Annotated in this window: 22 protein-coding genes and 2 pseudogenes; 7 read left to right on the top strand and 17 right to left on the bottom strand. The window is 75.0% G+C overall.

Annotated features, from left to right (window positions below):
* Positions 1 to 35: 35 nt before the first annotated feature.
* The 3 genes from KPL60_RS00180 to KPL60_RS00170 are packed head-to-tail and all read right to left on the bottom strand — an operon-like array spanning position 36 to position 2,894.
* Positions 36 to 974, bottom strand: coding sequence for an NAD(P)/FAD-dependent oxidoreductase (locus tag KPL60_RS00180; RefSeq protein ID WP_226356126.1), 939 nt, complete (start codon positions 972 to 974; stop codon positions 36 to 38).
* Positions 971 to 1,987: an LLM class flavin-dependent oxidoreductase gene (locus tag KPL60_RS00175; protein WP_226356125.1), complete on the bottom strand. Its 1,017-nt coding sequence runs from the start codon at positions 1,985 to 1,987 to the stop codon at positions 971 to 973. Before KPL60_RS00175 ends, KPL60_RS00180 begins: the two co-directional genes overlap by 4 nt.
* Positions 1,988 to 2,009: 22 nt before the next feature.
* Complete coding sequence (locus KPL60_RS00170) at positions 2,010 to 2,894, bottom strand: universal stress protein (protein WP_226364488.1); 885 nt, start codon at positions 2,892 to 2,894, stop codon at positions 2,010 to 2,012.
* Between the two features lie 196 nt (positions 2,895 to 3,090).
* On the opposite strand from KPL60_RS00170, the gene KPL60_RS00165 reads away from it, so the two are divergent.
* The 3 genes from KPL60_RS00165 to KPL60_RS00155 all read left to right on the top strand — a co-directional run bounded on the left by KPL60_RS00165 (position 3,091) and on the right by KPL60_RS00155 (position 4,038).
* The gene (locus KPL60_RS00165; RefSeq protein WP_226364487.1) at positions 3,091 to 3,333 is read left to right on the top strand and encodes a CBS domain-containing protein; all 243 of its coding nucleotides are present in this window, start codon (positions 3,091 to 3,093) and stop codon (positions 3,331 to 3,333) included.
* 39 nt (positions 3,334 to 3,372) lie between these two features.
* Positions 3,373 to 3,564 (top strand): CBS domain-containing protein, encoded by a 192-nt coding sequence (locus tag KPL60_RS00160; RefSeq protein WP_226364486.1) that lies wholly within the window; start codon positions 3,373 to 3,375, stop codon positions 3,562 to 3,564.
* A 162-nt stretch (positions 3,565 to 3,726) separates the two neighbouring features.
* The gene (locus KPL60_RS00155; protein WP_226356122.1) at positions 3,727 to 4,038 is read left to right on the top strand and encodes a BMC domain-containing protein; all 312 of its coding nucleotides are present in this window, start codon (positions 3,727 to 3,729) and stop codon (positions 4,036 to 4,038) included.
* 24 nt (positions 4,039 to 4,062) lie between these two features.
* On the opposite strand, the gene KPL60_RS00150 is transcribed toward KPL60_RS00155, so the two are convergent.
* The 8 genes from KPL60_RS00150 to KPL60_RS00115 form a co-directional block, all read right to left on the bottom strand.
* Complete coding sequence (locus KPL60_RS00150; RefSeq protein WP_226364485.1) at positions 4,063 to 6,231, bottom strand: helix-turn-helix domain-containing protein; 2,169 nt, start codon at positions 6,229 to 6,231, stop codon at positions 4,063 to 4,065.
* Between the two features lie 14 nt (positions 6,232 to 6,245).
* Complete coding sequence (locus tag KPL60_RS34375; protein WP_226356120.1) at positions 6,246 to 7,268, bottom strand: alcohol dehydrogenase catalytic domain-containing protein; 1,023 nt, start codon at positions 7,266 to 7,268, stop codon at positions 6,246 to 6,248.
* Between the two features lie 13 nt (positions 7,269 to 7,281).
* Positions 7,282 to 8,670, bottom strand: coding sequence for a malate dehydrogenase (locus tag KPL60_RS00140; protein ID WP_226364484.1), 1,389 nt, complete (start codon positions 8,668 to 8,670; stop codon positions 7,282 to 7,284).
* Positions 8,667 to 9,302, bottom strand: coding sequence for a BMC domain-containing protein (locus KPL60_RS00135; protein WP_226356118.1), 636 nt, complete (start codon positions 9,300 to 9,302; stop codon positions 8,667 to 8,669). The genes KPL60_RS00140 and KPL60_RS00135 overlap by 4 nt, the downstream gene beginning before the upstream one ends.
* Positions 9,299 to 10,228, bottom strand: a complete 930-nt coding sequence (gene eutJ / locus KPL60_RS00130; protein ID WP_226356117.1) for an ethanolamine utilization protein EutJ — start codon at positions 10,226 to 10,228, stop codon at positions 9,299 to 9,301. The genes KPL60_RS00135 and eutJ overlap by 4 nt, the downstream gene beginning before the upstream one ends.
* Before the next feature lie 2 nt (positions 10,229 to 10,230).
* On the bottom strand, positions 10,231 to 11,640 hold the full coding sequence (locus tag KPL60_RS00125) for an aldehyde dehydrogenase family protein (RefSeq protein ID WP_226356116.1): 1,410 nt from the start codon (positions 11,638 to 11,640) through the stop codon (positions 10,231 to 10,233).
* 103 nt (positions 11,641 to 11,743) lie between these two features.
* On the bottom strand, positions 11,744 to 12,067 hold the full coding sequence (locus tag KPL60_RS00120) for a BMC domain-containing protein (RefSeq protein WP_208825827.1): 324 nt from the start codon (positions 12,065 to 12,067) through the stop codon (positions 11,744 to 11,746).
* 53 nt (positions 12,068 to 12,120) lie between these two features.
* On the bottom strand, positions 12,121 to 12,414 hold the full coding sequence (locus KPL60_RS00115; protein ID WP_226356115.1) for a EutN/CcmL family microcompartment protein: 294 nt from the start codon (positions 12,412 to 12,414) through the stop codon (positions 12,121 to 12,123).
* Positions 12,415 to 12,643: 229 nt separating this feature from the next.
* On the opposite strand from KPL60_RS00115, the gene KPL60_RS00110 reads away from it, so the two are divergent.
* From KPL60_RS00110 to KPL60_RS00100, 3 genes are read left to right on the top strand one after another with little or no spacing between them, the layout of a single operon-like run.
* A complete protein-coding gene (locus tag KPL60_RS00110) occupies positions 12,644 to 13,642 on the top strand; it encodes a hypothetical protein (protein ID WP_226364483.1) in 999 nt (332 codons plus the stop codon).
* Between the two features lie 10 nt (positions 13,643 to 13,652).
* The gene (locus KPL60_RS00105) at positions 13,653 to 14,735 is read left to right on the top strand and encodes an HAD family hydrolase (RefSeq protein ID WP_226364482.1); all 1,083 of its coding nucleotides are present in this window, start codon (positions 13,653 to 13,655) and stop codon (positions 14,733 to 14,735) included.
* Positions 14,732 to 15,469, top strand: coding sequence for a tyrosine-protein phosphatase (locus tag KPL60_RS00100; protein ID WP_208825835.1), 738 nt, complete (start codon positions 14,732 to 14,734; stop codon positions 15,467 to 15,469). Before KPL60_RS00105 ends, KPL60_RS00100 begins: the two co-directional genes overlap by 4 nt.
* 85 nt (positions 15,470 to 15,554) lie before the next feature.
* On the opposite strand, the gene KPL60_RS00095 is transcribed toward KPL60_RS00100, so the two are convergent.
* The 6 genes and pseudogenes from KPL60_RS00095 to KPL60_RS00070 all read right to left on the bottom strand — a co-directional run bounded on the left by KPL60_RS00095 (position 15,555) and on the right by KPL60_RS00070 (position 23,140).
* On the bottom strand, positions 15,555 to 18,074 hold the full coding sequence (locus KPL60_RS00095) for a pyruvate, phosphate dikinase (protein ID WP_226364481.1): 2,520 nt from the start codon (positions 18,072 to 18,074) through the stop codon (positions 15,555 to 15,557).
* A 2-nt stretch (positions 18,075 to 18,076) separates the two neighbouring features.
* Positions 18,077 to 18,697, bottom strand: a complete 621-nt coding sequence (locus KPL60_RS00090) for a hypothetical protein (protein WP_178375379.1) — start codon at positions 18,695 to 18,697, stop codon at positions 18,077 to 18,079.
* Positions 18,698 to 18,802: 105 nt separating this feature from the next.
* Positions 18,803 to 20,233 carry a hypothetical protein gene (locus tag KPL60_RS00085; protein WP_208825840.1) on the bottom strand — a complete coding sequence of 477 codons (1,431 nt, stop codon included), beginning with the start codon at positions 20,231 to 20,233 and terminating at the stop codon, positions 18,803 to 18,805.
* Between the two features lie 61 nt (positions 20,234 to 20,294).
* Positions 20,295 to 20,714 carry a PEP-utilizing enzyme gene (locus KPL60_RS00080; RefSeq protein ID WP_178375381.1) on the bottom strand — a complete coding sequence of 140 codons (420 nt, stop codon included), beginning with the start codon at positions 20,712 to 20,714 and terminating at the stop codon, positions 20,295 to 20,297.
* A 654-nt stretch (positions 20,715 to 21,368) separates the two neighbouring features.
* Positions 21,369 to 22,196 (bottom strand): phosphatase PAP2 family protein, encoded by an 828-nt coding sequence (locus KPL60_RS34370; RefSeq protein ID WP_226364480.1) that lies wholly within the window; start codon positions 22,194 to 22,196, stop codon positions 21,369 to 21,371.
* 87 nt (positions 22,197 to 22,283) lie between these two features.
* Positions 22,284 to 23,140 (bottom strand): annotated as a pseudogene (locus KPL60_RS00070) (LysR family transcriptional regulator).
* 346 nt (positions 23,141 to 23,486) lie between these two features.
* Here KPL60_RS00070 and KPL60_RS00065 point away from each other — a divergent pair.
* A pseudogene (locus tag KPL60_RS00065) lies at positions 23,487 to 24,565 on the top strand (PrpF domain-containing protein).
* Positions 24,566 to 24,573 lie beyond the last annotated feature (8 nt).

The raw sequence follows: 24,573 nt of genomic DNA, 5'->3' as shown, positions 1-24,573 counted from the left end.
TGCCCCGGGCCGGCGCCCGGGGCACCCGGCGGGGCTCACCCCTGGCCGGGGGCGACCGGCAGACCGGTCCGGAACAGCTCCTGCTCCAGCCACACCGCCGCGGCGACGCCGTTCCCGGCGCCCACGCTCACCAGCGTCACGCCGTCGGGCAGCCCGGGCTGCCGGGCCGCGTCGCCGGCGGCGGAGACCCCCGGGACCGAGGTCCGGCCGCACTCGTCGACGGCGATCGCGCCGTCGTCGAGCACGGTCGCGCCGAGGCTCCCGGCCAGCACGGTGCCGGGACGGGTCGGGGCGCGGTGGTAGATGCCGTCGCGGGCGAGGGTGGTGCCGTCGGCGAAGCGCAGCTCGAGCGCGCCCAGGTCTCCCTCGATCGCCGTGATCGGGGACTCCACGACCCGCACCCCGCGCGCCTCCAGGTTCGCCGCGACCCAGCCGGGCAGCTCGGCGGGGCCGTGGGTGGCGAGGACGACGTCGTCGCTGAACCGGTCCCGCACGTAGGCGGCGAGCATCCCGGCCAGGCCGTTGCCGATCACCACGAGCGCCATGCCGGTGGTCTCGTAGCCGTGGCAGAACGGGCAGTGGAACACCGAGCCGCCCCACCGCTGCGCCAGCCCGGGCACGTCGAGCGGCTCGTCGACCTGGCCGCCGGCCAGCAGCAGCCGCCGCGCCCGTACGACGGTGCCGTCGTCGAGGTCGAGGGTGAAGTCGTCGAGGGCGCCGCGGACGCCGGTGACCCGGCCCGCCCGGCGGGTCACCGTCGGGTAGGCGTCGACCTCGGCGCGGCCGTCGGCGAGCAGCTGCGCCGGGTCCGCGCCGTCGCGGCCGAGGTACATGTGCATCTCGGCGGCCGGGGCGTTGCGCGGCTCGCCGGCGTCGACGAGCAGGACGCGACGCCGCTGGCGGCCGAGCACGAGGGTCGCCGACAGGCCCGCGGGCCCACCGCCGACGACCACCACGTCGTAGGTGTCGTTCACGGGTTCTCCAGTTCCTTCCGGACGGCGGGCAGCACCTCGGTCGCGAGGCGTTCCACGTTGGCGAGCACCGCGTCGCGCTCACCGGAGGACTCGACGTGCAGCAGCACCCGTCCGGCCCCGCTCCCCCGGACCAGGTCGACGAGCCGGCGGACACACAGCTCGGGCGGACCGATCGGCTGGCGGGCGAGGATGCCCGCGGCCAGCTCGTCGGGGGTGGGCCGCGGGCCGCCGTACTCCTCGACCATCACGTACTCGGCGTAGCCGGAGGCGAACACCGGCGCCAGCCGCTCGTGGACGACCCGTTCGGCCTCGGCGACCGAGTCGGTGACATGGGCCAGGGCCGCGGTGCCGTGCACCGGCCGCGCCGCGGTGAGCTGCTCGTAGTCGGCGACCAGCCGGGCCTGCTCGTCGGCGGTCTGGGAGAAGAAGAAAAGCATCGGCAGGCCGTGCCGGGCGGCGAGCTCCACCCCGGTGGCCGAGGTCGCGGCCACGTGCACCGGCGGGTGCGGACGCGTGTACGGCTCCGGGCCGGGTGCGACCTCGCGGAACCGGTAGTGCTCGGAGTCGGCGGACACCCGCCCGGTGAAGGAGTCGAGGACGAGGCCGAGCGCCTCGGGCAGCCCGGTGCGCCACCGCTCGATGCCGGTGCCGAGGACCTCGTGGTCCACCACCGGCCCGGCCCGGCCGACGCCGAGGTCGAACCGGCCGCCGGAGAGCTGGTCGAGCAGCGCCGCCTGCTCCGCGACGTGCACCGGCGGGTGCGTCGGCAGGATCGTCACGGCCGTGCCGACCCGCACCCGCCGGGTGCGGCCGAGCAGGAACGCGGCCAGCGTCGTCGCGGAGGGGTTGATCCCGTAGCCGGTCAGGAAGTGGTGCTCGGTGGTCCACACCGACGCGAACCCGTGCGCCTCGGCCGCCTGCGCGACGTCCGCGGCCAGCGCGAACACCTCGGTCGCGCTCTGCCCGGGGAAGCGGTGGGTGAACAGCATGACGCCGAACGAGGGAGGGGCCACGCCCTGACAGTACCGGATGTCATTATCGATTAGGCGGTGCACCGTCCCGCACGACGGCCACGGGCGCCCCGGCGTGGTGCAGCACCGCCTGCGCGACCGAGCCGAGGACCAGGCCCGACAGCGGCCCCCGCCCGCGCGTCCCCACGACGACCAGCCCGGCGCCGTCGGACGCACCGGTCAGCACCGCCGAGGGCGACCCGTGCACGACCCGGGTCCGGACCTCCACGGTGGGGAACTCCTCGGACAGCGGGGCGACGGCACGCTCCAGTTCCTCGGCCTCCTCCCGTTCCACCGCCTCCGGGTCCAGCAGCAGCGCCACCGCGGGGTCCGTCGCCGGGTCGCACCAGGCACGCACCGCGACCAGCGGCACCTCGCGGCGCGCCGCGACGTCGGCCGCGAAGTCCAGGGCCGCGGCCGCGTCCCCCGAGCCGTCGACGCCCACCACGACCGGACCGGTCGCCGGTGCGCTCCCCCGCACCACGACCAGCGGGCAGCCGGCGGTCGCGGCCAGCGAGACCCCGGTCGACCCCAGCAGCAGGCCCCGGAACCCGCCCCGCCCGCGGTGCCCGACGACGACGGTCGCCGCCCGCTGCGACTCCTCGGCCAGCACCTGCGCGGGGGTCCCCTCGCGCAGCGCGGTCCCGACCGCCCCCAGGGGCAGCGTGTCGGTCGCGACGGCCGCGGCGACCCGCAGGTTCTCCTCCGCGGCGGCCACGGCGGCCTTGCGCCGGTCGTCCCAGGCCCGCGCCCGGGCGCCGGTCGTCACGGGGGTGCCGGGCACCGCCGCGACCAGGCGCAGCGGCCGTCCCCGGCCCGCGACGTCGCGGACCGCCCAGCGGACCGCGTCCAGCGCGGCCTCCGAGCCGTCGACGCCCACGACGTCCGGCAGGTCCCTCGATGTGGTCATGGTGTGCCCCTCTCCTCCGGAGTCCCCACGCTGCCCGGCGCCGGTGCCGGTGGCGTGGGGCGGAGGTCCCGCCGCGCCGGGGCCGGAGGTCACCGGGATCCGGGTCCGGGCCGGTGGTCGCGGCGGGACCTCCGGCCCGTCCCCGCCGGGTCCCTCGCGGCGCAGGCTGACGGCGCCGGTCGACGGAGGGATGACCATGAGCCAGCAGGACAGCCGCGCGGGGTTCCGGCCCGACGCCCCGCCCGAGACCCTCGACGACGACCCGCCGCTGCGGACGGTCGTGTCGCCGCGCCTGGTCGCGGTCACCCCGCAGACACCGGTCCGGACCGCGCTCGACCTGATGCTCGCCCACGACGTCCACCACCTCCCGGTCTTCGCGGGCCCGCGGTGCACCGGCCTGGTGACCGAGTCCGACCTGCTCCGCGGCGTCGCCGCGTAGTGGGGGCCGCTGGGCCGGTCCGTCCTCACCGTCGCCGAGGTGCACGGCCCGGTCACGGTGCTGCCGTCGTCGGCGCCGCTGTCGGCGGCCGCCGCGGCGATGGCGGCGGACGGGCGGGACGCCGTCCTCGTCGCCGACGGGGACCGGATCGACGGCATCGTCACCGCCTCCGACGTCGTCGGGGTGATCGCGCGCCGGGCGGGCCCGACGACGCCCCGGCCGGCCGGCTGACCCACCTGGGTCCCTCCCCGGAGCGGCCGCGCGGCCGCTCCGCCGGGGACAACCCCCGCCGGTCCCGTTGTCCGGGCGGGACAGCGTGCCCCCCGCCGCACGGACCTACCGTGGGTCGGGCCGACGCAGGCGTCGGTGTCCCGCTCGAGAGGAGACGGCTCCATGTCGGACGCACGACGGGCCGGTGGCGCCCTCGGGATGGTCGAGACCAGGGGCCTGGTCGGGGCGATCGAGGCGGCGGACGCGATGGTGAAGGCCGCCAACGTGGAGGTCGAGGGGTACCGCACCCTGCGCAACGGCCAGGTCTCGGTGCTGGTCCGGGGCGACGTCGGCGCCGTGAACGCCGCGGTCGCGGCCGGGACGGCCGCGGCGGCCCGGGTCGGCGAGCTGTACAGCAGCCACGTCATCCCGCGTCCGCACGAGGAGACCGAGGGCGTCATCGGCGAGGCCGTGCAGCCCACCCGCACCACCTGAGCGGGCGGGCCCCGGCGGCCCGGGTCAGCGGCCCGGGTCGGTGTCCTCCGGGTCGTCGTGCCGGGTGACCTGCAGCAGCCGCAAGGCGAAGTCCGCGCGCATCCGGTCCTCATGGCGACCCAGGTCCAGGCCGGTCAGCTTCCGGATCCGCTCCAGCCGGTAGCGCAGGGTCTTGTGGTGGACGAACAGCCGGTCCGCGGCCAGCTTCTGGGAGCAGTCGGCGTCGAAGAACGCGCGCAGCGTGCGGATCAGCGAGCCGTCGTTGTCGCGGTCGTAGTCCAGCAGCGGGCCCGTCACCTCGTCGACGAAGGTCTGCAGGTCGGGGTCGTCGCCCGAGCCGAGCAGCAGCCGCACGATGCCCAGCTCCTCGTAGAGGAACACGTCCTGCCCGCCGAAGCGCTTGGCGGCCGACAGCGCGGTGCGGGCCTCGTTCAACGCGCTCGGCAGGTCGACGGCCTCGTGGTACTCACGGCTGATCCCCCACCGCAGGCGCAGCTCCGGGAGCTCGGAGTGCACGGCCCCGGAGAACGCGTTCACCAGGTTCTTCGCGCCGATGCGGTCCAGGTCGGCGGCGACGGCCACGAGCAGGTCGCCCCGCAGGCTGGCCAGGGACAGGCCGCGGCCGTGCAGGGTGCGGACGATCCGCAGCACCCGGCGCCGGACCCGGTCGACCTGCGAGGTGTCCCAGCCGTGCTGGGCGGTGAGGACCTCGACGTTCTCGATCCGGCCGTGCAGCACCCGCAGGCCCCCGGTCAGGGCGATGCCGAGGTGCTGGGCGCGGGTGCGCGCGGCGAGCCGGTGCTCGACCGAGCCCTGCAGCAGGTCCCAGAGCACCTGCTCGGCGGCCTCGGCCCGGGCCCGGCCCACCGCCCGTTCGCGCATCAGCGCCAGCGAGCAGGCCATCGCCACCTGCCCGGCGACGGCCGCCAGGAGGTCCTGCGACGGTCCGCACCGGGCGAACAGCACCTGGCCGACCTGGTCGCCGTCGGCGTAGACGGGGTGCGCCAGCGAGGCCCGGTCCTCCGGCGTCGGCACGATCTCCCCGCCGCGGGTCGGCACCGACGCGGGCAGCCGGGAGACCAAGTCCCGGGCCCGGTGGCCCGCCACCCGCGCACCGTCGGGACCGTAGACCGCGACCTCGCAGCCCAGCTCGGTCGCGACGGTCCGGGTGACCGCGGGCAGACCGCCACCGCCGACGACGATGCGCAGCAGCTCCTGCTGCAGCCGCGACGCCCGGTCCAGCAGCGTGTGCTGGTTCTGCAGCGCCTCGTGGGCCCGGCTCAGCTCGGCCGCGGCAGCCACCTGCTCGTCGTGCAGGCGGGCGTTGTCGATGGCGATCGTCGCGAAGTCGGCGAGGGTGACCATCCGGCGCATGTCGCGGTCGGTGAACACCGACCGGCGCCGCCGCCACACCTCCAGGACACCGAGGAACTCCCCCTGCAGCTGCAGCGGGACCGCGAGCGCCGACCGGGTCTCCTCCCGTTCTGCCAGGGAGTTGAAGTCGTCGCTGATCGTCTCGTCGTCGAGGTAGGAGTCGATCCTGGCGGGTTCCCCGGTGAGGAACACCAGCCCGGCGACGCCCTGACCGCGGCGCATCGTCAGCCGCGCGGTCTGCGTCGCCCGGTTGCCGACGCAGGCGCGCATGCGCACGACGTCGCCCTCGCGGAGCATCACCCCGCAGATGTCGGACTCGAGCAGGCGCAGTGTCTGCTCGGAGACCGTGAGCAGGACCTGGTCGAGGTCGCGGACCGACAGCAGCCGCCGCGACACCTCGCGGACGGCGTCGGCCTCGACCGTCGCCGCGTACTCCTCGTCGTCGGCGCGGGCCCCGGCCAGCTGCAACGACATCCACACCCGGGCCTGCCGGAGGAGCCCGACGGGCTCCGGGGCGAGCCGGACCTCGGGGTCCCAGCACAGCGCGGCGGCGCCGTCCGGCCCGACGATCCGGCCGGACCGGGCCTCGGCCGCCGACGGGCCGCCCGGCGGGAGACCCGCCATCCCGACCCCGGAGCCGGCGAGCACCTGCCACCGGCCGTCCCGCCAGGCCGCGACGGTCATCGAGGTGCCCGCCAGCAGGGTCGCCGCGCCGACGAGCAGCTCGGCGGCGGCGGCCGGGGACGGCGGGACGGTGCCCAGGAGCCTGCCGAGGGCGTCGACGCCCGTCGTCGCTCCGACCCGGTCGAGTGTCGTCATCCCACCCCCAGCCGTCAGAACACGATCAGCGACTTCAGCGTACGTCGCTGTGACATCCGCTGATAGGCGTCCGGTGCGTCGGTCAGGGACACCCGGTCCTCCACGAGGACCGTCGGATCGACTGCGCCGCAACGGACGAGGGCGAGGAGCCGGTCGCCGTCGCGCATCAGGTCGCCGATCGCGAACCGGAGCGTGAGCTCGTCGGCGAAGGCCCGTCCGGCGGGCAGGTCCCAGGTGCCGTCGTGCACGCCGACCGACACGACGGTGCCGCGGCGGCGCACCAGCTCGAACGCCGTGCCGAGCCCGCGCGGGCCACCGATCGCGTCGACGACGACGTCGGCGCCCCGCCCGTCGGTCAGCCCGTGTGCCGCCGCGACCGCTTCCTCCGGGGCGACGGCGACCGAGCCCTCCCGGCCCGCGACCGCGCGGCGGGACCCGACCGGCTCGACGAGCAGCACCGCTCCGGCGCCGCAGGCCTGCGCGGCCAGCGCCGTCAGCTGGCCGACCGGGCCACCGCCGACCACCGCGACGGTGTCGCCGGGCTGCAGGTCGGCGCGGCGCACCGCCGCGTAGCCGGTCGCGAGGGTGTCGCCGAGGAAGACGGCCGCGTCGAGGGACACCCCGTCGGGGACGGTCCGGAGCACGGTGTCGGCGTGCGGCACCCGGACCAGCTCCGCCTGCGTGCCGGCCAGCGGCGGGCCGAACGCGGTGCCGGTGCCGAAGAACCGCCGCTCCGCGCACTCCCAGTGGTCACCCCGCCGGCACCACCAGCAGGTGCCGCAGGCGACGAAGTCGGCGCCGACGACGAGGTCGCCGACGCGGTGCCCGCGCACCGCGGTGCCGGTCTCCACGACCTGCCCGACGAACTCGTGGCCGAGCACCGTGCCGGCGGGCAGCCCCTCGTCGTGCGCGAGGAGGTGCAGGTCCGTTCCGCAGACCGCCGATCTGCGGACCTCGACGACCGCGTCGGTCGGCTGCTCGATCCGGGGGTCGGGCACCGGGGCGACGCGCACCGCGCCGTCCCCCGCGTAGGTCACCGCGCGCACGGCGTCAGGCCGCCTCGGCCAGGTCGGCGAGCCGCTCGCGGATCCGGGCCGCGGCCTCGGCCAGCGCCTCCAGCTCGGCGGGCCGCAGGTCGATCGTCACGATCCCGGTCAGGCCGCCGCGGCCCAGCCGGGCCGGGAGCCCGACGTAGACCCCACGGATGCCGTAGCTGCCGTCGGCGAGCACCGCGGCGGGCATGACCTCGCCGGAGTCGGCGGCCATCGCCAGCACCATGCGGGCCGCCGACAGGCCGGGTGCCATGAAGGCACTGCCCTTCTTCAGCAGCCCGACCACCTCGCCGCCCGAACCCCGGGCCCGCATCACGATCGCGTCGAGGTCGGCCGCGGGGATCGCTGTGCTCAGGGGCCGCCCGTCCGCGGTGGCCCGCGACAGCGGGATGACCATCTCCTCGCCGTGGCTGCCCAGCGCCCAAGCGTCGATCCGGTCGGCGCGGGCGACGCCGGTCAGCGCGGTGAGCGCCTGGAACCGGGCGGTGTCGAGCACCCCGGCCATGCCGAGGACCCGCTCCGAGGGGAATCCCGAGGCCTTCCAGGCGTGCTGGGTCATCTCGTCGAGCGGGTTGGTGACGACGACGATCACCGCTCCCGGCGAGGTCACCGCCACCCGCGCCGCGACGTCACCGACGATGGCGGCGTTCGTGCTGATCAGGTCCGACCGGCTCATCCCGGGGTTGCGCGGCCGGCCCGCGGTGATGACCACGTAGTCGGCCGGGCCGGCCTCCTCGACCGTGCCGACCCCGCGGACCCGGGTGTCGAACCCGGACAGCGCGGCGGTGTGGGTGAGGTCCAGCGCGACGCCCGCGGCCCGGCCGGCGTCGATGTCGACGAGCACGACCTCGGCGAAGACGTCGGCGTCGGCGAGCCGCATCGCGGCGATCATGCCGACGTTGCCCGCGCCGACGACGACCACCCGGCCGGAGCGGCCCGCGCCCGGACGCGACCCGGCACCGCCCGGCCGTACGACGTCCGGCAGCGGCGCACCACGCCGGTACAGCGCACCCGAGGGAGGACGCACCGGGGGCGGCGCCGCCCCCGTGAGGTGCGCGACGGCCGCGGCGGACGGGACCGGCCCGACCGGCGACGGCGGCGGCGTGACCGGGCGGCCGGCCGGCTGCGGTACCGAGGCGACCGGGCGGGGCGGCGGGGGCGCGCCCCCCGGTGGTGCGGCCGGCCGGCCCGCCGCGGCGACCGGGGGTCGTGCCGGTTGCGTGGCGGACGTGCCCGCCGTCCCGGCGGAGGCCGGGCCGGTCACGATCTCCACGCCCAGCTCACGGGCCCGTTCGCGGGCGAGCGGGGTGACGACGTCGCGGGCGGTGACCCGCAGGACCTTCGCCGCGGCGGCGTCGTCGACCTGCGCCGCTCCGATGACGCTCATCGCGCGAGCTCCCGGCCGTGGACGCCCTCCAGCGCGGCGACCGCCGCGTCGCGGGCCGACTGCACCTCGCTCTCGGTCCCGGACAGGAACATCCGGCCGAACCGGCCCACCGCGCGCAGCTCGATGACGGTGATGTTCGCGGCCTTCTCCGCCTCGTTGGCGGCGACCGCGATGTAGGCGGCGGGCGCGACCTCCATGACGAACAGGCTCTGGCCCGGCATCAGCATGGAGCCCTTGCGCCACTTGTTGAGCAGCTGCGCCTGGTAGGGGTGCACGTTGGTGATGAACTGGGTGGAGGCGATCGTCGGCCGGATCCGGTCGGCCTCGGTCATCCCGAGCTCGTCCAGGATCGCCTGGCCGGAGGCGAGCACCTCGGCCTGCTGCTCGGAGTGGATCTCCAGCAGCCCGAACTCGCGCTCGATGATCTGCAGGGCCGGGCGCACACCGGCCGCCTTGAGCGCGATGTCGGCGGCCCGGAACACCTCGTTGCCGGGGGCCATCTCGATGTAGAGCTCGGCCATCCCCGCGAGCGGGACGTCGCCGGGGCTGGTCGCGGCGATGTGCGCCGCGCACTGGGGCTGCATCCGGTCGACGAAGGCATAGGTGCGCAGGGTCGGGGTCCCGTTGCTCATGCGGGCACCTCCGCACGGGCGATACCGATCGGGGTGATGAGCAGGGCGTGCGGATGGGTCACGACGGTTCGCTCCAGGTACGTGGCCAGTACGCGCTGCGCACCGGCGATCATCAGGGCGCCGCCCGCGATGTGCAGCGGCAGGTCCTCGGCGCCCACGGTCAGCGCGCGCACGTTCTCCGCGATGCGCTGCACCCCGGGGACCAGGAGGGGGAACGCCTCGTCCGGGTGGGCCCGCTTGTACGGCTCGGCCTCCTCGACGGCGATGCCCAGGCCCCCGGCCAGCATCAGGTCGAGGTGGTGGCCGCCGCCGGCGCGGTCGTCGAGCGCGACCAGTGCGCCGTCGCGGTAGACCCCGACCCCGGTCGAGCCGCCCCCGACGTCGACGACGACGCCGTCGCGGATCCCGAGCGTGCGCTGCGCCGCCGCGACCTCGTCGACGAGCGCGACCCGGTCGAACCCGGCGGTCTCGCAGACGTAGCTGCAGGCCTTCGCGTCGGCGGCCGGGATGCACGGCGGGTGGGCCGTCGCGACCGGTACGCCGGCGCCCAGCCCGACGCCGAGCCCGGCCTCGGCCCGTTCCCGCAGGCGGCGGACGGTCGCGGTTGCGCGGGCGAAGTCGACGACGACGCCGTCGGCCAGCGCACCCGACGGGGACGCGTCGATCCACACGGGGTGCTCGGTGCCGTCCGGGGCGACCGCGAGGACGACGAGCACGCAGCTGGCCGTCCCGAGGTCGACCCCGGCCCGCAGCGAGGCCGCGGCGGCCAGCGCGGCGGCCGCGGGCCCGTCGGGGGCGCCGTCGCGGGCCACCGACCCGGCGGTGGCGGCCGCCGCGGTGAGCAGCTGGTCCGGCGTCCGGCGCGTCTCGGCGGCGCGCGCCGGACGCCGGCGTCCCGGGCGGCGACCCGCGGTCGCGGTCGCCACGGCTACAGCTCCACCGGGTCGTAGACGGTGCGCCACGGACGCACCTCGTGCGCGATCCGCTTGATGTTGATCAGGTGCAGGGGGGTCACGTTGTCCGAGCAGATCGACCCGCTCCAGCTGCCGGTGCCGAGCTGGAAGGAGGGGTCGACGTCGGTGGAGTAGCCCATCCCGCCGAACAGCGCCGGTGTGTTGATCACGATCCGGCCCGCGGGCAGCGCACCGAACGGGGCGATCTCCTCCGGGTCCGAGGCGTGCACGGCGGCCGTGTGCCCCTCGCCGTCGAGCGCCAGGATCTCCCGGCAGCGGCGCCACCCGGCGTCGCGGTCGGCGGCGCGGTAGACCGACAGGACCGGGCCGAGGATCTCCCGCGAGAGCGGGGTGTCCACGCCGACCGTGTCGAGCTCGCAGGCGAGCACCCGGGTCGACGACGGCACGGCGAACCCCGCCGTCTCGGCGAGGCGGATCGCGGTCTGCCCGACCGAGGCCGGGCGCATCGCGCCGCGCTCGTCGAACAGCACCCGGGCCAGCGCGGCCTGCTGGGGGGCGTTCATCCAGTAGGCGCCACGCTGCTCGAACGCGGCCAGGAAGGCCGGCGCCACCGCCTCGACAACGACGACGGACTGCTCGGCGACGCACGCCGTGCCGTTGTCGAACGACTTCGAGGTGATGATCATCTCGGCGGCCTCGGCCGGGTCGGCGACGCTCGCCCCGACGTAGGCGGGGACGTTGCCCGCCCCGACGGCGATCGTCGGCTTGCCGCTGGAGTAGGCCGCGCGCACCATGCCCGGCCCGCCGGTGGCCATGACGAGCGCGATCTCCTCGCGCCGCATGAGCTCCGCGGTGGCCGCCAGGGTGGGGTGCTCCAGGCAGGAGACCAGGCCCTCCGGGGCGCCGGCCGCGACGGCGGCCTCGGCCATGATCTCGACCGCGCGCAGGGTGCAGCGGGCGGCACGGGGGTGCGGGGCGTGCACGATCGCGTTGCCCGACTTCACCGCGGCCAGGCACTTGAACAGGGCGGTCGAGGTGGGATTGGTGACCGGGATGATCCCGGCGATGACGCCCATCGGGGAGCCGACCGCGGTCACCCGGGCCTCGTCGTCGACCCAGAGCACGCCGACGGCGCGGCGCTCCAGCATCCACCGGGCGACGAAGCCGGTGTTGTAGCGGTTCTTGTAGATCTTGTGCTCGTAGACGCCGTAGCCGGTCTCGTCGACGGCGAGCCGGGCCAGCTCCTCGGCGGCCTGCGTGCCCGCCCGTGCCATCGCCCGGACGTAGCGGTCGAGGGTCTCCTGGTCGGTCCCCTCCATCGCGTCGAAGGCCGCCCTCGCCGCGCGGGCCTTGGCGCGGACGTCGGCGAGTCCGGCCAGGTCGGCGTCGAGCCCGCGCGGGTCGGCGGGCGCTGTCGCGGTCATCCCCACACCTCCGTCTCTGTCGTGGGCGGGCACGCCCGGTCACCGCTGCACGTCGGGCGTGCACCGGTGCGGGTCGGGCCCGGCCGGGGTGGGGTGGGGCCGGTCAGCCCTTGGGCCGGGTGAGGACGGCGAGGATGCTCTCGGTCTCGTCGTGCGGCCGCGGGATCACGTGCACCGAGACGACCTCGCCCGCCTTGCCCGCGGCCACGGCGCCCGCGTCGGTGGCGGCCTTCACCGCGCCGACGTCGCCCCGGACCATGATCGTCACGAGGCCGCCGCCGATCTCGCGGTGGCCGAGCACCTGCACGTTGGCGGCCTTCACCATCGCGTCGGCCGCCTCGATCGCACCGACCAGCCCCTTGGTCTCGATGAGTCCCAGCGCGCCGCGCAGGGCCGGGACGGCCGGGGTTCCAGTCGTCGGAGCCATGTCTTCCTCCTGATGCCGGTGTGGTGCCGACGGTGCCGGATCGGCGACCGTCGTCATGTCTTCTGGTAGGTCACGCTGCCGACCCGCACGACGGTGTCGGCGATGCCGACGACCGCGCGGTCGGTGGGGACGTCGGGGCCGGCCGCCACCCGGGCGGCTCCGCCCGCGCAGACCAGCACGATCTCGCCGACCCCGGCACCGACGGTGTCCACCGCGACGAACACGGCTCCGCCGTCGCGCTCCGGGTCGTCGGAGTCGGCCTCCTGCACCAGCAGGAGGGTGAACCGCTCGAGTCCGGGGCCCTTGATCGTCGAGACGACCTGGCCGAGCACCTTGGCCAGCTGCATGCCCGGACCACCTCCGTCGGTAGAAGCCGGGTGGCCTCGGCGCGAGCCGGACCACCGTTGCCGGGACAGTAGGACCGGCACGATCCCCGCAGCCTTATCCGTTCCGGACAACGTGACCGGCGGCCGTTGTCCTTCGGCGCCGTGGCCGGACCGGGAGCACCGCGGGAGCGTGCAGGACGTAGACCACGGCCCGGCCGCACCGGGCCCCCGCGCGCCAGGAGGTTCATCGGTGATCCGCCCCGAGGACGCACAGTTCCACCCGCCGACCAGCGACGACCCGCTCTGGGCCGAGACCAACTACTTCGGCCTCTACGCGGGCCAGGACACCGACCGGCCGATGAACATCGGCCTCTACGGGCTGTTCCGCGAGCCGCTGGGCGTGGTGGGCTCCACCGTCTCGGTGAACAGCCGCCGCGTGCGGGCCCCCTGGGAGGCCGACTACTGGGACGCCTGGGAGCACCTGGTCGTGCCGCAGCCGTCGAACCTGCTGGACTACGAGCTGGCCAACGGCCTGAAGGTCGTCGCGACCGACCCGCACCGGATCTGGGACGTCTCCTACTCCGACCCGGCCGCGGACCTGGAGATCCGGTTCCGCTACACCGCCCTGCACGAGCCCTACGACATCAACGACCCGGACATGGACCCGCTGGCCGCGGGCAAGGACATGGCCAAGACCTGGGGCCACGCCTACGCCGGCCACTTCGACCAGTCCGGGCACTACGAGGGCGAGATCCGGCTCCGCGGGGTCACGACCCCGATCGACTGCGTGTCCACGATGGACCACAGCTGGGGGGTGCGCGCCGAGCGGCAGACCTCGCGGCTGAGCTGGATGCACGCCCACGCCGGGACCGACCTCGTGCTGCACGGCCTGTTCGACTTCTCCACCGACAACGGCCCGGACGGCGAGTCGCCGCTGCGCCTGACCCACGGCTACGTCGTCGAGAACGGCGAGCTGCGCGGGCTCAAGGCCGGCGGCGGCGTCACGAAGCGCTCGCACCTCTACCCGGAACGGATCTCGATCAGCGTCACCGACTCCGCCGACCGGGTCTGGAACGCCGAGGGCCAGGCCCTGACCACCTTCCCGTGGCAGTCCCAGCCCGGCGTCGTCGGGCACAACGCGCTGCTGCGCTGGGACCTCGACGGCCGCACCGCCTACGGCGAGTGCATGGACTTCGTCGGCATGGGCGAGCTCGGCGCGGTCTACGACAGGGCCCACGGCCGGAGATGAGGCCACGGACGTGACCCCCACTCCCCCGCCGCCCGTCGAGGCCGTGCTGTTCGACCTCGACGGGACGCTGGTGCAGACCCGCATCGCCTCCTGGACGGTGTTCTCGACGATCAACGACCGGTTCGGGCTGGGGGTGGACGGACCCGAGCAGTACTTCGACCTCTTCCGCGGCAACGTCTACGACTCGATCGCGAAGCTCTGCCGGGACGAGGCCCACGCGGCGGAGGTGAAGAACGCCTTCCTCACCCTGCTGCGCGAGGAGTACGACCCGCCGCTGGTCCCGGGGGTCGCCGACGTCGTCCGGCGGCTCGCCGGGCACTGCACGCTCGCGGTGATGTCGTCCAACGCGATGCAGGTCATGCGACGGGTGCTCACCGGCAACGACCTGGCGTACTGCTTCGCGCACGTGTTCGGCGGCGACGTCGCCCCCGACAAGCGCACCGCCATGCGCACCTTCCTCGCCGACGCCGCGAACTCCTACGGGCGCCGCTGCTCCGCCGACTACGACGAGGGCGGCCGCCTGCAGACCCCCGACCTCACCAGCACGGTGCTGGTCACCGACACCGCGGGCGACGTCCGCGACGCCGTCGAGGTCGGCATCCGCGCGGTCGGGGTGGCGTGGGGGATGCACTCCCCCGACGAGCTGCTCGCCGCCGGGGCGGAGTTCGTCGCGCTGTGGCCGCAGGAGATCACCGCGCACCTGCTCGGCGACGCCGCCGCGCTGCCCCCGGGCGGGGCCTGCGCGGTCCCGGCCGGCGGTACGGCCCCCGCCTGCGCGACCCCTCCGCGCACCGGCTCCGCCCGGGAGCCGTCCGACGACGCCGGCGCGCCGGTGCGGGACGCCTCGGCCGGGGGCGGGGACTGCGGGTGCGGCTGCGGCGGCGACCCGCTCCGGGCGCCGCTGAGCAGCGCGGCCCGGGTGCGCCGGGACCGGCGCCGGACCGCCGCGGCCGGCCTCACTCCCGCGGCCGGTGTCGCGGGGACCGCCCCCGGCTCGGGTTCCGTTCCCCTGGCTGAGGCGCCTCCCGGGCCGCCGGGCCCGGCCGCCGGGCAGGAGCTGCTCGACGCCGTGCGGCGGGTGGTGCGCGGATGACGACCCCGCCCCGCGGGATGGACGGCGTCTACAACTTCCGCGACCTCGGTGGGCTGCGTGCCGGTCCGGACCTGCGGGTCCGGCCCGGTGCCCTGTTCCGCAGCGACACCCTGCAGGCGCTCTCCCCTGCCGACGTCGACCACCTGGTGTCCGGCCTCGGGCTGGAGCTGGTCGTCGACCTGCGGAGCGGGACCGAGGCCGTCGAGGAGGGCCGCGGGCCGCTCGCCCTGCGGCCGGTCGGCTACCTCAACGCGCCCCTGCTCGACCTCCCGGTCTCGGACCTGCCCGCCCACGAGCAGTCGCTGTCGTTCTCCCTGGAGCACCTGTCGTCACCGGCGTCGCCGCTGGCGACGGTGGTGCGGGTGGTCGCCGCGCTGGCCGGGCGCCCGACGCTGCTGCACTGCGCGGCGGGCAAGGACCGGACGGGGCTGGTCACCGCGCTCCTGCTGCGGCTGCTGGGCGTCGACGACGACGAGATCGTCGCCGACTACCTGCGCTCGGGGCCCAACATGGTCCGGATCGTCGAGCGCTTCCGCACCTGGCCGCGCTACCGCGACCACATCGACGTCGTCCCGCCCGCGGTCTACGAGGCACGCGAGTACACGATCCGCGGGTTCCTGGCCGCGCTCGACCGTGACCACGGCGGCGCCCACGGCTGGGCGCGGCGGCGCGGGATCGCCGCGTCCGTGCCGCGGCAGCTCCGCGACGGACTCCTGGTGCCCGCCGGCCGCTGACCGTGCCACGGACACCGCGGCGGCCCTCCCCGGTCCGGGGAGGGCCGCCGCGCTGCTCCGGCCCCGGGCGAGGGGCCGCCGGGCCTCAGTCGCCCAGGGCCGCCTTCCCCAGTGCCAGCACCAGCGGCCGGGCCCCGTCGACGTCGACGGCGAACCGGCGGAACCCGAGCCCGTACAGCTGGGCGGCCGCCTCCTCCGGGACCTCCCCCGACAGCCGCATGCCGACCGGCAGGTCCGCCCGCTGCGCCGCCGCGACGGTGCCGAGCAGCGACCGCACGACCGGGTCGAGCGCGGTGCGCGGGTCCACCGACAGCAGCCCCCGCCGCAGGTAGTCGTCCAACGGGTCGGAGGTCAGCAGCTGGCGCGCCGGGATCCCGAACACCGCGGACTGCAGCGCCCGGACCTCGACCCAGAGGACGTCGACGCACGCCGCGATGTCCGGCGCACCGGCGGCCGCCCGCGGGCTGGTCAGGTACGCGCCGACGGCGACCGCGCCCGGCACCTCCGTCGCCAGCGCACGCAGCGCCGCCGCCTCGGCCGGGTCGGACAGGTGCCGCACCGCGAGGTGGACCCCACCCGTGCGGCCCGCGGCGGCGGCCGCCCGGGTCAGGCCGCGCAGCTGGGCCTCGACCAGCGCGGGGCGGCCGAGGGGCAGGGCGAGCTCCGGGTGCCGGGTGGTGACCGCCGTCTGCTGGAGCAGCTCCCGCGCCTCGTCGGCGACGAGGTCCACGGCGCGGACCCCCACGGGCAGGTCCCCCGCCGCGTCCAGCAGCGGCGTGAGCTCCTGCTCCACCAGGTCCGCGACGCGGTCGAAGCGCTCCTGCACCCCGGCGTCGGACAGCAGCTCCTCGACGAGACCGTCCAGGTGGCCGGTGGCGGCCAGGACGTCGTCGACGGCGGTGACCAGCCCGCTCGCGCCGGCCTCGCGGGCGCGGGCGACGTCGGCGGGCAGCGTCACCCGCACCAGCACCTCGCAGCCCGAGGCCCCGGCCGCGGCGGCGAGCACCGAGCCCAGCGCCCCGGTCGCGGCCGCGGGCGTCGCGGTGCTGATCCGGCCGAGGAACAGCTCTCCGCCGGCGCCGTCGAGGGAGACCTCGTCGCCCTCGGCGACGGTCCGGCCGCCGACGACCAGGGTGCGGGCCGCCTCGTCGACGGTGATCGCCGACGCGCCCACCACGCAGGACGTGCCGAGCGCCCGCGCGACGACCGCCGCGTGGCTGGTGGAGCCGCCGGTGGCGGTCACGATGCCGTTCGCCGCGATCATCCCGTGCAGGTCGGCCGGGCTGGTCACGGCGCGGGCCAGGATGACGTCCTCGCCCGCGTCGGCACGCTCCTTCGCCCGGTCCGGGTCCAGCACGAGGACCCCGCTGACCTGGCCGGGGCAGGCCCCGATACCGGTGGTCAGCAGCCGGTCCCCGGCGCGGGCACGGGCGACCTCGTCGTCGTCGAAGCCGGGGCGCTGGACCTGGCGGACCTGTTCGGGGCTGAGGTTGCGCAGGGCCACGGCGGGGGCGACGCGTGCCTCGGCGAGGAAGTCCGCGGCGATCCGCACCGCCGCCTCCGGGGTGCGCTTGGCGCTGCGGACCTGCAGGAAGTAGAGCGTGGACCGCTCGACGGTGAACTCGATGTCGAGCACGTCGCCCCGGTCCCGCTCCAGGTCGGCGCAGGTGCGCCGCAGCTCGTCGAGCAGGGCGGGGGCGAGTGCCCGGTCGACCGGGTCCGGGGTCCTCGTCCCGGCGACGACGTCCTCGCCCTGGGCGTGCGCGAGGTACTCGCCGAACAGGCCGGGCTCGCCGGAGGCGGGGTTCCGGGTGAAGACGACGCCGGAGCCGGAGTCGTCGGAGAGGTTGCCGAAGACCATCGACTGCACGACGACGGCGGTGCCCAGGTCGTGCGGGATGGCGTGGAACTCCCGGTAGGTCCGGGCCCTGCGGGTGTTCCAGGACCGGAAGACCGCCTCGACGGCGCCGAACAGCTGGGCCGTGGGGTCGGCCGGGACGGACTCGCCGTCGGACTCCTCCAGCGCGGCCTCGCAGGCCGACCAGATGCGGTCGTACACCGCGCCCACCTCCTCGGCCGGGTCGACGGCGGCGACGAGCGCGTCGCACCCCTCGCCCGGGTCGAGCGCGCCGAGCACGGTCTCGGCGTACATCGCGTGGAACCGGGCGGTCAGGTCGGCGACGAAGCGGGCGTCCCCGGTGACGGCGCCCAGCGCGACGGCGGCCTCCCGCCCGATGCCGAGGTTCAGGACGGTGTCCATCATCCCGGGCATCGAGACCGGGGCCCCGGACCGCACGGACAGCAGCAGAGGGGTCGGACCGGCGCCGAAGGTCTTCCCCGAGTCCCGCTCGAGCTCGGCGAGCCGGGCCGCTACCTCGTCGGCCAGCCCGGCCGGGAGCGTCCCCTCGGCGAGGTAGCGACGGCACGCGTCGGTGCCGATGACGTACCCCGGCGGGACGCGGAGCCCCTGCTGGCTCATCCGGGCCAGACCGCTCCCCTTGCCGCCGAGCCGGTCGACATCGGCGGGATCGGCCTCGGCGAACGTGCGGGTGAAGCCCGGTGTGGCCGGTACGCCCGGGCGCCCGGCGCTCTGCGGTTCGGCCACGGTCACTCCGTCCGCTCCCGGCCGAGGGTGCGCAGCAGGTCCTCGTGGAACTCGAACCAGATGTTGTGCACCGAGTCGATCGTGGGCGAGGAGACGAACTCGTGCCGTCCCTCGTCGACGGACCCGATCGCGGCCTCGAACCGCCGGCCGTACAGCGCGAAGCGGGCGTCGAAGGCGGCCAGCGCCTCCAGGAGCGGGGTGAGGCGGGCGACCAGCTTCTCGAGCCGGGCGATGACCTTGTCGTCGTAGTCGGGGTCGGTGTGGTCGTTGGTGACCTTCCGTCCCCCGACGTCGATCTGCTGCCAGGACGACATCGTGGTGAGGAACTGGGTGTTCGTCGTCTCGAACCGGTCGACGAGCGCGAGGACGTCGTCGTCGGTGCGCACCCGCGCGTAGTGCTCCGCGGCGGCGGCCCGCAGCGCCGGTTCCGCCTCGTCGGTCGGCAGCGCCGCACCCCCGGCGACCACGACGAGGCCCCGCCCGGCCAGATCCTCCAGCACCGCGTCGACACGGTCGGCGGCGACGCCGGAGGCCGCCGCGACGACCTGGGCGGTCGCCATCTTCTTCAGGGCGACGACGTCGAGGACGTCGTAGTCCGTCTTGTCCAGCACGGCTGCGGACATGGGTGTCCCTTCACGTGGCAGGGCGGCGTGGCGGGGAGCGCCACGCCGCCCGGTCCGGTCGGCTCGTCGGCGGGCCGGCCCGCGGGGCGGGCCGGTGCGGCGGGTCTAGAGCCAGCGTCCCTTCGAGCTGCGCAGGTCGGCCTTGTCGGAGAACGGCAGGTAGCCGGCGCCGGAGAAGATCTTGCTGGGCACGGTCTCCTGGGCGAAGCCGCGCTTGGTGATCTCGTAGTAGTAGTTCGAGACCCGCTGGTCGATCTCCCACAGGTCGTAGTCGCGGCAGGCCTTCTCGTAGGTCCCCGCCTTGCGCAGGTGCGGGAGGATCATGTCGATGTAGTAGACGTACTGCCCGTTCCAGATGAGGTCGCGGCGGCACATCTTCGACGTCTTGGTGTACAGCTTCAGGGTCGCCTGCTGGACCCGGCCCAGGTGGTCGGACAGGTCGTCGACGGCGATCGGGTACACCTCGCCCATCGGGGTGTCCCACTTCTCGCGGGCGAAGACCGCGCCGCCGATGATGGCCTCGATGTAGTTCTTCGGGCGGGTGAAGGTCGTGGAGATGTCGTTGACCCGGATCTCCTCCAGGCCCATCTTCTCCGGGTCGATGATCATGGCCAGGGTGTACGCGTGCGGGAGCTTCGCGTCCTCGCTCACGTCCGACCAGTGGTAGATCTCCTCGTTCACGAACAGGTCGCGCAGGATCAGCAGGGTGCCGTCGGGGAGCTCGTAGGGCCCGGTGTCGCCCAGGCCGAGCCGGTTGTCGTAGTGGTGCAGGAAGGCCAGCAGCTCGGTGGCGGCGTTGAACTGGGTGAACGCCGCGTGCTTCGGGCTGCCGTGGTCGAGGGGCTCGATCTGCGAGGTGAGCTGCTGCAGGAAGTCCTCCTCGTGGATCCGGCAGCGGTAGCGGTCCTGCGAGTTGAGGATGTAGCCGTCCTGGCGCTTGCCCCACAGCACGCGCTGCATGAACTTGAGGATCTCGTTGGACTCGGCGACGTAGTCGTCCGGGCCGATGGCCTCCAGGGCGAGCAGGCCGCACCGGCCCATGCCGAACCCGACGGCGCCGATGCACCAGTCGTGCACGGAGTTGACCTTGGTGCCGATCTCGCGCCGCGCACTGGCCCCGATGTCCATGACACCCTGCGCACCCACCTCGTTGGTGGTCATGCGCAGGATCTCCGGCCAGCGGTAGAACTCGTGCATGAAGGCCAGGATCTCGTACTCCTGGCGGGGGATCATGCCGCTGACGCCCTCGGTGGCGCGCATGACCAGCACGTCCCAGATGTTCCAGGCCAGGTAGTTGTTGAGGTCGTTCAGCTCGTCGATGCTGAACCGGTCCTTGAGGACGTCCTCCTTGGACACCTTCTCCAGCACGCCGGACTTCGCGCGCTCCTTCAGCATCTTGTCGCCCTTGATGCCGTCGGTGACGGGCTCGAGGCCGACGAAGTTGCCGGTGTAGGTCAGGTCCTGGAACCGGAGGCCGTCGTCGCCCTCCTCGTATCGCTGCTTGTAGGTCGCCTTCTTGCCCTCGGTTGCGGTCACTGCGCTGTGCTCCTGTCCCGGTTCGTCGGCGTCGTGGAAGGGGGTCGTTGTCGGGACCGGGTCAGTCGTCGGCGACGACGCGGCCGACCTCCCCGTCGGTGCAGTCCAGGCGGACCTTGCGGCCGTCGAGGGCCGTCGCGATCTCGTCGAAGTGCGACGGGTCGGTGCTGCCGACGACGTAGCGCGAGTCGCTGCTGGTGAGGTGGGCGGTCATCACACAGGGCGTCTGGAACTCGCGGGACAGGATCCCCAGGTGGGACTCCGGAGCACCGGACATCGTGATCACACCGATGGCGCCCATGCTGAGCGCGGGAGCCAGGAAGGTGGTCGTGCCGCCCTGCACCAGGAGGATGTGTTCCTGCAGCTTCCCCGACTGGATCAGCGAGATGACGTCGGCCGGGGACGACAGGTACTTGATGGTTCCGCTGGGGGACTTGCCGGTGTCGAAGACGTTGTAGCCCTCGGCCAGTACCTCGGCCATGGAAGTTCCTCCTTGAACTCGGGTGGACCGGCGACGTCCCGCGGGGCCGGCCGGTCACGGCACCTCGGCGTCGTGTGGGTCACAGTGCCGCCAATCACCACGTGCTCCGATGGAACCGACGGACAAAACTGGACGGGGAGCTTGTCCTGCGGGGACAGATCCAGATCAGCAGCGACGGGTCGCGCGCGCGGTACCTCCGCCCGAGTGGCGTGCCGGTGCGGCCCGCGCACCGGTCCGCCCACGCGCCGGGCTCTGCCGGCGTCCGGCCGGACGGCCCCGCGACGGGAACCCGCGACGACGGGCCGCGGGATCCCGAGATCGTCGACGGGACGGCGGCACGCGTGGGCAGCCTCGGGGCGGGCCGAGCCGAGGCGAATCCATAGGGCGGTTGCCCGAGGGACCGCCGTCCGGGCGGTGGGCCCGGCCGGGGTGGCGGAGCGGATCCGTGCGAACTCGGACCCCTGCGAGGCATCGGCCCTGGTGCGCGAGGTCCACGAAGGCCGTCGAGGCCGGTGTGCTCGAGACGAGGATCCCGGCCGAGCCGGTACCGGACCGGTCGACCTCGCGTACCGCCCCGACCACTCCGAGTCCGTGACCGGCGATGCGGGACGAGGTCGTCGCCCGCGCCGGGCCGCGTGCTGCGCGCCGAGCTGGTCAGCCCCCGACGAGCGGTCCGGGACGCCGGACCGGACGACCGCGTACGCCGGAACCCGAGCCTCGTCCGGTCACCCACATCAGACCCGTGACGACGACCGCGAGCCAGGCCCCGCCGAGCGTCCAGCTGGTCGCGACGTCGGTGACCCAGTGCACCCCCAGGTAGAGCCGGCTGAGGCTGATCGTGAGGACCGCGGCGGCGGCGACGGCGCCGACCACGACCCGCCACCCGGTGGACCGCACCGCGCGCCCCAGGACCACCGCGATGATCCCGATGACCACGATCGCGCCGAGGGCGTGGCCGGAGGGCAGCGACAGGTCGGGCTCGACGACCAGCTGGGTCGCCACCGGCGGGCGGGTGCGGCCGTAGAGGTCCTTGAAGGTCGGCACCAGCACCGCCACACCGCCGGTCGCGACGGCGACGGCCAGTGCGTCCCACCAGCGACGCGTCACCAGCAGGACGGCGACGGCCGCCGCCGCGAGCAGCAGCGTCCCGTTCGTACCCCCGTAGCGGCTGACCGCCTCCATCAGCGCCGTCAGGTCCGGGGTGCGGTGGGCGATCATCCAGTCCAGTACCGGCCGGTCGGCACCGGCGACGATGCGGTTCGGGGCGTCCTCCACCGCGTCGACGACGACGGCCTGCCCGGTGTAGAACGCCACCGCCGCACCCGATCCCCACAGCAACGGGCCGGGGACCCGGACATCGCGACCGATCAGCGGGCCCGACGTCACCAGGCCCGCCCGGTGGGCGAACAGGACGACCGCGACGAGCAGCCATCCGAGTGTCAGGACGAGTCCCGCGGCCTGCTGTGCATCGGCGGTGTTCACCGCGCAACTGTCCCGCGCCGGTGCTGTGGCGGCGCTGAGAGCGCCGGCGCGGGGAGGTACGGGGACACCGGTGCGACCGTCCCGGGCTCACGGCTGCGTCTGGTACTCCCGCGCGACGTCGACCAGCATCTGGTGCATCGCCAGCTCCGCCGGCGCCCGCAGCCGGTCCGGCCGGTGCGCCAGCAGCACCCGCCGCGACGGCGCCTCCCGTCCGAGGCCGAGCACCCGCACGTCGGGACGGGGTGCGCTGACCGCCGTCCGCGGGGCCAGCGCCACCCCGACGCCGACGCTGACCATCGCCTGCGCCTCCTGGTAGTCGTTCGCCTCGAAGGCGATGCGCGGGGAGAACCGGCGGCCCGGCAGCTGCGTTCCAGCACCTCGGCCACCGGGTGGTCGTGGGCGCGGACGATCCAGTCCTCGTCGGCCAGCTCGGCCATGGTGACGCTGCGGCGGCGGGCGAGGCGGTGGTCGTCGGCGACGACGAGGACGGTCGGGTCGTCGAGCAGCGGGGTGAGCGAGAACTGCGCCGGGTCGACCCGGTCCCAGGCGTAGTCCCAGAGCAGCGAGATCCCGACCCGGCCGCTCTCCAGCATCGCGATCAGCTCGTCGTGGCGGGCGCTGCGGACGTCGAGCCGGATGTCGGGGTACTGGCGGCGGAAGCGGCTGACGACCCGCGGCATCAGCGCGCTCGCGATCGTCGGGAACGTACCGATCGCGAGCGTCCCGCGGCGCAGCCCGGCCAGCTCGGCGAGGTCCGCCTCGGCGGCCTCGAGGCGGCGCAGCACGTGCCGGGCGTGCCCGGCGAGCACCGCGCCGGCCTCGGTGGGAAGCACCCCGCGGGCCTGGCGCTGCAGCAGCGGCTGGCCGGCCTCCTTCTCCAGCCGGCGCAGCTGCTGGGACACCGCCGACGGTGAGTAGCCGAGCTGATCGGCGGCCGCGGTCATGGAGCCGGAGTCGAGCACCGCGGCGAGCAGTGCGAGCCGTCGGACGTCGAGCACGGGGCCTCCGGGGCCGGTCGGCCGCGCGAAGCGACCGATGACGAGGAGTCTGTGAATCAGCGTTCTGCTGGGGGTCGTGCAGTTCTGCTTCACGCTGATGAACTGCATAATCACGAGGTCGTGCCGGTCCTTCGCTCCGTTTCGGCATTCGTGATCCTGAAGCAGGACTTCACGAGGGTGCCACAACTCGTGATTGTGCTGCACGTCGGTCGGCGTCACCGTCGACGACGTCGCCGACCCCCGGCGGCCGCGCCGCAACCCCGGGAGCAGCCATGCGAGACATCTCCGCCACGTGGATGCGCGGTGGGACCAGCAAGTGCTGGGTCTTCGACGCCGACGACCTCCGGGTCGACGGCCGCACCGCCGACGAGGTGCTGCTCCGGCTCTACGGCAGCCGGACCCGCGCCAGATCGACGGCGTCGGCGGCGCGACGTCCACCACCAGCAAGGCCGTCGTCCTCTCCCGCAGCCCCCGCCCGGCGCGGACGTCGACTACACCTTCGCCCAGGTCGGCATCGCCGAGGGCCGGGTCGACCGGACCAGCAACTGCGGGAACTGCTCCGCGGTCGTCGGGCCGTGGGCGCTGCGCCGCGGGTGGGTCGTCCCCACCGGGGACGTCACCGAGGTCCGCGTGCACAACACCAACACCGGCCAGCTGATCGTGCTGGAGGTGCCGACCCCCGGCGGGCGCGTCGTCGAGGAGGGCCACGAGCACATCCCCGGGGTCCCGACCCCCGGCGTCGGCATCCGCATGTGGTTCGTCGACCCGGCCGGTCGCACGACCGGGTCGCTGCTGCCCAGCGGGAACCCGGCCGACGTCGTGCACGGCGTGCCGGTCACCCTCGTCGACGCCGGCGCCCCGGTCGTCGTCGTCCCGGCGGCGGCCGTCGGGATCACCGGGCACGAGTCGCCCGCCGAGATCGACGCCGTGCCGGGCCTGCTCGACCGGCTGGACGTGCTCCGCCGGGCCTCGGCCGTCCGCATGGGCCTGGCCGACACCCCGCGCGACGCCGCCCGCGCCGTCCCCAAGCTGGCGCTGGTCGCGGAGGGCGCGCCGGGCCGCTCCGACGTGGCCGTCCGCATGCTGTCGATGGGGCGCACCCACCCGGCACTCGCCGTGACCGGCAGCATCGCGCTCACCCTTGCGGCCCGCACCGCCGGTACCGTCCTGCACGACCTCGTCGCGACGGAGCGGGAGGACCTGCTGATCGACACCCCGGCCGGTGTGATCGCCACCGTGCACGGCAGCCGTGACGGCCTGCCCGCGGTCGCGGTCCGCCGCACCGCGCGCCGGATCGCGGACGCACTCCTGGCCCTGCCGGAGCCCACGACCGCCGCCACCGTCCCGACGGCCGCGGTGCACGCCGCCTGACACCGCCC

This window comes from Pseudonocardia sp. ICBG162, assembly GCF_020496225.1.
Taxonomy (GTDB): Bacteria; Actinomycetota; Actinomycetes; order Mycobacteriales; family Pseudonocardiaceae; genus Pseudonocardia; species Pseudonocardia alni.
This window is presented reverse-complemented; position numbering and strand designations above follow the sequence as displayed.